Genomic DNA, 6,641 nt, shown 5'->3' on the forward strand with positions numbered 1-6,641 from the left:
GCCATGACCCTGGTCTTCCAGAAGGGCATGTTCGGTCTGGAGCCGGGACCCATCGAGGCGTACCTGCCGATCATGATCTTCGCGATCGTCTTCGGCCGCTCCAGGGACTACGAGATCTTCCTGGTCTCCCGTATCCGTGAGGAGTGGCTGCGCAGCCGGGACGCCACGGCCGCGATCCGCGAAGGGGTCGCCCACACCGGCTCGGTCGTCCTCGCCGCCGAGGATGAAGGCGCCGAAGACGGCCACCATGATCGCGCCGGCGGCGAGGACGACCGAGCCGGTGTGGGCGACCCCTTCGCGGATCGCGGCCGTGGCGTCCCGGCTGCGCAGCCACTCCTCACGGATACGGGAGACCAGGAAGATCTCGTAGTCCATGGAGAGGCCGAAGACGATCGCGAAGATCATGATCGGCAGGTACGCCTCGATGGGTCCCGGCTCCAGACCGAACATGCCCTTCTGGAAGACCAGGGTCATGGCGCCCAGCGCGGCGCCGATGCTCAGCAGGTTGAGCAGTGCGGCCTTCAGCGGCACCAGCAGTGAGCGGAACACGGCGACCAGGATCAGCAGCGACAGACCGACCACGATGGCGATGAACAGCGGCATGCGCTCGGAGACGGTGTCGGCGTAGTCGATGACCGCGGTGGTGGAACCGCCGACCAGGTAGCGGGCGCCCGTCTCCTCCTCCAGGTCCACCAGGACACCGTCGCGCAGGGTGTGCACGAGTTCGGTGGTGTCCTCGTCCTGGGGGGAGGTCTCGGGGAAGGCGATGACGGTGAACGCCTTGCCGTCCTCGGCCGGGATCGGTCCGGTGGCGGCGGCCACGCCGTCGGTGTCGTTGAGCGTCCGGGAGAGGGCCGCGCCGGAGGTGGCATCGCCCTCGGTGACCACGACGAGCGGCCCGTTGAAGCCGGGGCCGAAACCGTCGGCGAGCAGGTCGTAGGCCTTGCGGCTGGTGGTGGCGGCCGGGTCGTTGCCCGCGTCGGCGAAGCCGAGGCGCATGTCCAGCGCGGGAGCGGACAGCGCCCCGAGCGCGGCGACCGACACGATCAGGAAGGCCAGCGGACGGCGCTGCACCAGGCCGGCCCAGCGGCGCCAGCGGGCGCCTCCCCCGAGTTCCTTGCCCTTGGCGGCCCGCTTCTCGGCCTTCGCCCTGAACTGCCGGGCGAAGCGCTTGCCGAACAGGGCGAGCAGCGCGGGCAGCAGCGTCAGCGAGGCGATCATGGTCACCAGGACGGTGAGCGCGACGGCCACGGCGGTGCCCTGCAGGGATCCCAGGCCCAGGGCGACCAGTCCGAGCAGCGCCACGATGACGGTGCATCCGGCGAAGAACACCGTGCGTCCGGCGAGGTCCAGGGCGCGCCGGCCCGCTTCGTCGGGGTCCGCCCCGCGTACCAGCTCGGCGCGGTAGCGGGCGAAGATCAGCAGCGCGTAGTCGATGCCGACACCCAGGCCGACCAGCATCATGATGTACGGGGTGTAGCTGGCGATCGTGAAGACGTGCGACAGCAGGACGATGGCGCCGAGGGTGCTGCCGACGGCGAACACGGCGGTGATGACGGGCAGTCCGGCGGCGATGACGGTGCCGAACATCAGGCCGAGCACGACGAGGGCGGCCAGCATGCCGATGCCCTCCGCGGCGCCGCCCTCGGGCTCGCCGAGCTTGCGGGCGGCGTCGCCGCCGAGTTCGACGTCGAGGCCGTCCGCCTGCGCGGTGCGGGCGGTGTCGAGGATGCGCCGGGTGTCCTCCTTGGCCATGTCCTCGGACGAGCCGTCGAGCACCACGGTGGCGTAGCCGACGGTGCCGTCGGAGGAGATCGCCTGTGCGTCCTCGTAGGGGCTGCGCACCTGGGCGACCTCGGGCAGGTCCGCCACCTTGTCCAGCATGGCGGTGATCCTGCGGCGGTTGCCGTCGTCCTTCAGGCCCCCGCCGTCGTGCAGCACGATGTCGAGGGTGTCGCCGGCCTGCGCCGAGCCGTGCTTCTCCATGCTTTCGAGCGCCTGTTGCGTCTCGGTGCCCGGCAGGGAGAAGTCGTCGCGATAGGCGTCGCCGGTGGCGGACGCGCCGCCCCAGACAGCGAACAGGACGACGACCCAGAGCAGCAGGGCGGTCCAGCGGTGCCGCTGGGCGAATCCGGCGGTGCGTTCCAGGAGGGAACGGCGGTGGGGGGGTGGCGGCGTGGTGGCGGTGTCGCCCCGGACCGGAGTAGTGGTCACCATGCACTCCTTGTTGAGACAGTGCGCCCAGTCGTGCCAGGACCGCGTCGGGCCCGGCTCGAGCCGGGCTCGAGCCCGGGGTGACGAGCCGCCTGTCCGGCGGTGCGGATCGACCGTGCGTCAGCTGGTGGATGTCGGTGCGGGTTGGGACAGGTGCAGCACGCGCAGGACCTGCTCGCCGCTCTTCGCCCGGGGCGCCTCGCTCCCCTCGCGCAGGAGCGTGCGCCGGGTGAGGGTCATGGTGGCGGAGTCGAGGTCCACGACGTGCGAGTGGACGGCCGGGTCGGCCAGGACCGCGCGGTGGCGTTCGGCCTCCGCGCGGGCCCTCTCCCGCAGGTCGGTGACGGGTCCGAGCGGCTCGGTCTCGCTGACGAGGTGTCCGGCGGGCCCGGTGCCGACGGTGCACTGCAGGATGGTTCCGGTGCGGACGGGCACCGGTCCGAAGGCGGCGCAGAGGCCGGCGTACTCGGCGCCGGTGAGGAACCGGGCGAACTCCTGCGGTGCGGCCCAGACGTAGAAGGGGGCGTAGCTGTTGTGCGCGGGTCCCGGGCCGCCGGCCTCGGTGATGCAGAAGGCCTTGAACAGCAGTCCGGTTCGCGCGTCCCAGAGGGCCGCGCGGTCCGCCACGCGTCGGACGACGATGTCCATGTCGTAGTCGGCGGGCAGCGGGATCGAGTAGTGGGCGGTCAGCACGGCACGTCACCTCTTCCGGTTCACGGTGAGGACACTGTGCCGCGGCTTGCTGGAGGGGCGCTGGACCGGGAGGACGGCGGGCGGCCGTCAGGCGCGCTCCTGGAGCCGCAGGGTCTCCGCATGGAAGATCTCGTTGCTGCGGTTGGTGAAGTCGAGCAGCAGTTCCTGCTGTTCGGGGGTGAGCCCGGCCAGCAGCTTGCCCAGTGCGGCGCGGAAGTCGGCGAAGACCGTGTCCACGTGTTCGGCGAAGGTCTCGGGGACCGTCTCGACGATCACGCGCCGTCGGTCCTCGGGGTCCGGCCTGCGGCGTACGAACCCTGCCTTCTGGAGACGGTCGATCACCGCGGTGATGGCCCCTCCCCGGCTCAGTCCGGCCCGCTCCGCGAGCCGGCCGGGTGTCATGGGGCCCTCCAGGTCCAGCAGACTGAGGCAGTTGAAGTCGGTGGCGTTGAGCCCGATCGACTGGGCCACCGCGGACTGGAAGAGGACCGTCCTGGCCGCCTGCACGCGCAGTGATGTGGCCAGCGCCAGGAGGGTGCCCAGGTTGTCCGGGGCCGGCGCCTCTTCACCGTGCGGTCGCATCGTCGGCCTGCCTTTCTGCCGTTCGGTTCCGGCCAGCGTACTGGCGCCGGCCGTGCTCCGTGCGCCCGCCGGCCGGTACGGGTCAGGCCGCACGGAGGGCGCGGTCGACCCTCATCCGGACGGCCCTGGCGGCGAGCGCGAACACCGGTCCGCTGGTGGGGAAGGGCTTGATGCGGGCGTTCTGGAAGCCCGCGACGAGCCAGCGGCCGTCCACCCGCTCCAGGATGAGGGTCTGCCTCGACAACCGCTTGGGCGTGACCTCCTTCTGCCAGGGGTAGAGCGCGGCCCCGGTGGAGACCACGACGGCCTGGTCCTCGCCCACCGTGCGCACGCTCTCGATGTCGTGGGTGACCAGCCGGGTGCCGTAGAGCATCGTCCGGAACATCAAGTCGTGCATCTCGGCGATCTCCCTGCGGCCGCTCAGCAGGACGCCGTTGAACTGGACATAGGTGGCGTCGGGGGTGAACAGCTCGCCGTATCCGGTGCCGTCGCCCGCGTCCCAGCGGGCGGCGAGAGCGGACAGGACGGCGCGGGCGTCGGTGGTGGAGAACAGGTGGGTTCGGGTGGCGTTCATGGCGGTGCTCCCTTTCCAATTCACTCGGATTTCGTTCTTCTCACTTTCCGTGTGTCTCTAATTTAGAGAGAGCTGTCCGGGGTGTCAAGCGCCCGGTGGGTCCCGCCAGCCGCCCTTGAGCGCCCGTCTAGCCGTCGTCAGGACCATGCGCCGCAGCCCGACGACGCTCACGGAAGAGGTGCATTGCCATCGACACCCACACCCAGCACACCCAGCAGCCCTCGCGCGGCCCGGGCGGACGGCCGGCCTTCGTCGACGTGTTCACCCCCGTCGCGGTGCGCGTGGCGGCCACGCTGCGCGTCGCCGACCACATCGATGCGGGCGTCCGCACCCTGGAGGCGCTGGCCGAACGCACCGGGACGGACCCCGACGCGCTGGGACGTCTCATGCGGTTCCTCGCCTGCCGCGACGTCTTCGGCGAGGACCGACCCGGTGAGTACGGTCTGACCGCCACCTCACGGCTGCTGCTCGACGGCCACCCGTCACGGATGCGGCACTGGCTGGACCTGGAGGGCGCCAGCGGGCGGATCGACCTGGCCGCCTGCGGAGGCCTGCTGCACGCGGTGCGCACCGGCGAACCCGGCTACGACGCGGTCTTCGGCGTCTCCTTCTGGGAGGACCTGGAGGCGCACCCGGAGCTGGCCGACTCCTTCAACGTCCAGATGGCCGCCGTCCAGGGCCGGCTCGCCCCCGAGGTGGCCCGGGCCCGTCCTTGGCACGAGGTGCGCCGGATCGCCGACATCGGCGGCGGCACGGGCGCCCTGCTGGAGGCGGTCCTGCGGGCCGCCCCGGACACCCGGGGCACGCTCGTGGACCTGCCGGGCACGGTCGAGGGCGGCTCGAAGCGCTTCGCGGCGGCGGGGCTCGCCGAGCGGACCGAGGTGATCGGGCAGTCGTTCTTCGACCCGCTGCCCGCCGGAGCCGACGTGTACCTGCTCAGCCAGATCCTGCACGACTGGGACGACGAGAAGTCCGTGGCGATCCTGCGCCGGTGCGCCGAGGCGCTGCCGGAGGGCGGCCGGGTCGTGGTCGTGGAGCGGGTCGTGGCCGAGGACGCGGGCAAGCAGCTCAACACCGAGTACGACCTGCGCATGCTCGTGTTCAACAAGGGCCGCGAGCGGACGCTGGAGGAGTTCACCGCCCTGGCGGCCGAGGCCGGGCTACGGCCCGCCGGAGTCACCGCGCTGCCCTCGCACCACTCCTTGCTGTTCTGGGAGCGGGTGTGAGCGGGGGCGCCTCCCCGGCCGGGGACCCCGAGGTGCTCGTGGTCGGCGCCGGACCGGTCGGCCTGTGCACGGCGATCGAGCTGGCGCGCAGAGGCGTACGGGTACGGATCGTCGACCGGCGGACCGAGCCGCGCACCGGCACACGGGCGTGCACGGTGTGGCAGCGCACGCTGGAGGTCTTCGACCTCATGGGGCTCCCGGTCGGCGACTACCTGGACGCCGGGGTGCCCTACACCCACCGGGTCCACCACTTCACCGGACTGCCGCCGGTGACCAGGCCCGCCGACCAGCCCGGGACACGGTATCCCCGGCCCCTGCTGATCGGTCAGCCGGCGACCGAGGAGATGCTCACCCGCCACCTGGCCGGACTCGGCGTGCGGGTCGAACGAGGCCTCACCGCCGTGCAGCTGACGCAGGGCCCGGCCCGGGTCACGGTCCGGCTGGCGGGCGCCGACGGTTCCGTGCGGGACGTGCGGGCCGAGTGGGTCGTCGGGGCCCAGGGTCCGCACAGCAGCGTGCGGGACGGGATGGGGGCGGCATGGGAGAAGACACCGTGCCCCGGCACCCAGCTGCTGCAGATCGACGCCCGCTGGACCGGCTCGCTGCCGGGCGACCCGGCGCACTGCCACCTGTTCCTGACCGAGGCCGGCTCCCTGGGCACCGCTCCCCTGCCCGACGGCCGGCACCGCTTCTACGCCGGTGTCGCCGACCCCGACCCGTCGCGGACCGGGGACCCCGGTGTGGCGGAGGTGCTGGACGCGGTACGCCGGGTCAGCGGGGTGCCGGACCTGGAGTTCCACGACGGGCGGTTCCACTGGCGGGTGCGGCTGTACAACGCGGTGGCCGGCACCTACCGGGTGGGGCGCTGTCTGCTCGCGGGCGACAGCGCACACACCGTGATGCCGGTGACCGCGCAGGGCATGAACACCGGTGTGCAGGACGCGTTCAACCTGGGCTGGAAGCTGGCCGCCGTGGTGCACGGACGGGCTCCCGCGCGCCTCCTCGACACCTACGAGGCCGAGCGGCGGCCGGTCGCCCTGGCGCTCGCCGAGCGCAACGGCCGTACGTACTGGGGCGGAGTGGGGCCGGTACCGCCGTTCGCGCTGCTGCGTTCCCGGCTGGCGGACGCGGGTGCGGGGCACACGGGTCTGACGCTCGGCTATCCGGAGAGCGCGCTGAGCGCGGGCCCCGGCGCGGGCGAGCGGGTTCCGGACGCCGAGTGGGACGGCGGCCGGCTGTTCCGGCTGCTCGGACGGGGCGACTGGACGGTGCTGGCGTTCCCCGAGGACCCGGCCGAGGCCTCCTTGCCGGCGAGTTCGGCCGCTGCCGGATCGGCCGGGTCCTCGGCGAAC

The 6,641-nt window shown here is 72.4% G+C and carries 5 protein-coding genes and 2 pseudogenes; 3 read left to right on the top strand and 4 right to left on the bottom strand.

The genetic code is table 11. The features are described from left to right. Window positions 1-72: 72 nt before the first annotated feature. A pseudogene (locus CCN29_RS36500) lies at window positions 73-159 on the top strand (MMPL family transporter); the annotation flags it as partial. 60 nt (window positions 160-219) lie between these two features. On the opposite strand, the pseudogene CCN29_RS32340 reads toward CCN29_RS36500, so the two are convergent. From CCN29_RS32340 to CCN29_RS32355, 4 genes and pseudogenes are all read right to left on the bottom strand, one after another. After that, window positions 220-2,217: pseudogene (locus CCN29_RS32340) on the bottom strand (MMPL family transporter); the annotation flags it as partial. 117 nt (window positions 2,218-2,334) lie between these two features. Beyond that, window positions 2,335-2,907 carry a DUF4865 family protein gene (locus CCN29_RS32345; RefSeq protein WP_086686080.1) on the bottom strand — a complete coding sequence of 191 codons (573 nt, stop codon included), beginning with the start codon at window positions 2,905-2,907 and terminating at the stop codon, window positions 2,335-2,337. A gap of 87 nt (window positions 2,908-2,994) precedes the next feature. Further along, window positions 2,995-3,489, bottom strand: coding sequence for a MarR family winged helix-turn-helix transcriptional regulator (locus CCN29_RS32350; protein ID WP_006135479.1), 495 nt, complete (start codon window positions 3,487-3,489; stop codon window positions 2,995-2,997). Window positions 3,490-3,571: 82 nt separating this feature from the next. Next, entirely contained in the window at window positions 3,572-4,063 is a 492-nt protein-coding gene (locus CCN29_RS32355) for an SgcJ/EcaC family oxidoreductase (RefSeq protein ID WP_006135477.1), read from the bottom strand. Between the two features lie 257 nt (window positions 4,064-4,320). Here CCN29_RS32355 and CCN29_RS32360 point away from each other — a divergent pair, with 257 nt between their 5' ends. Both CCN29_RS32360 and CCN29_RS32365 read left to right on the top strand, forming a co-directional pair. Further along, a complete protein-coding gene (locus CCN29_RS32360) occupies window positions 4,321-5,289 on the top strand; it encodes a methyltransferase (RefSeq protein ID WP_228730960.1) in 969 nt (322 codons plus the stop codon). Continuing rightward, window positions 5,286-6,641, top strand: a 1,356-nt coding sequence (locus CCN29_RS32365) for an FAD-dependent oxidoreductase (RefSeq protein WP_086686085.1), incomplete at its 3' end; no start/stop codon positions are given. The genes CCN29_RS32360 and CCN29_RS32365, both read left to right, overlap by 4 nt.

Origin of the sequence: Streptomyces pseudogriseolus (assembly GCA_002154585.1) — a bacterium.
Classification (GTDB): Bacteria; Actinomycetota; Actinomycetes; order Streptomycetales; family Streptomycetaceae; genus Streptomyces; species Streptomyces pseudogriseolus.

Bases quoted from the DNA above. Each gene is read 5' to 3' on its own strand.
- CCN29_RS32355 (WP_006135477.1), bottom strand. From the start codon at position 4,063: ATGAACGCCACCCGAACCCACCTGTTCTCCACCACCGACGCCCGCGCC.
- CCN29_RS32350 (WP_006135479.1), bottom strand. From the start codon at position 3,489: ATGCGACCGCACGGTGAAGAGGCGCCGGCCCCGGACAACCTGGGCACC.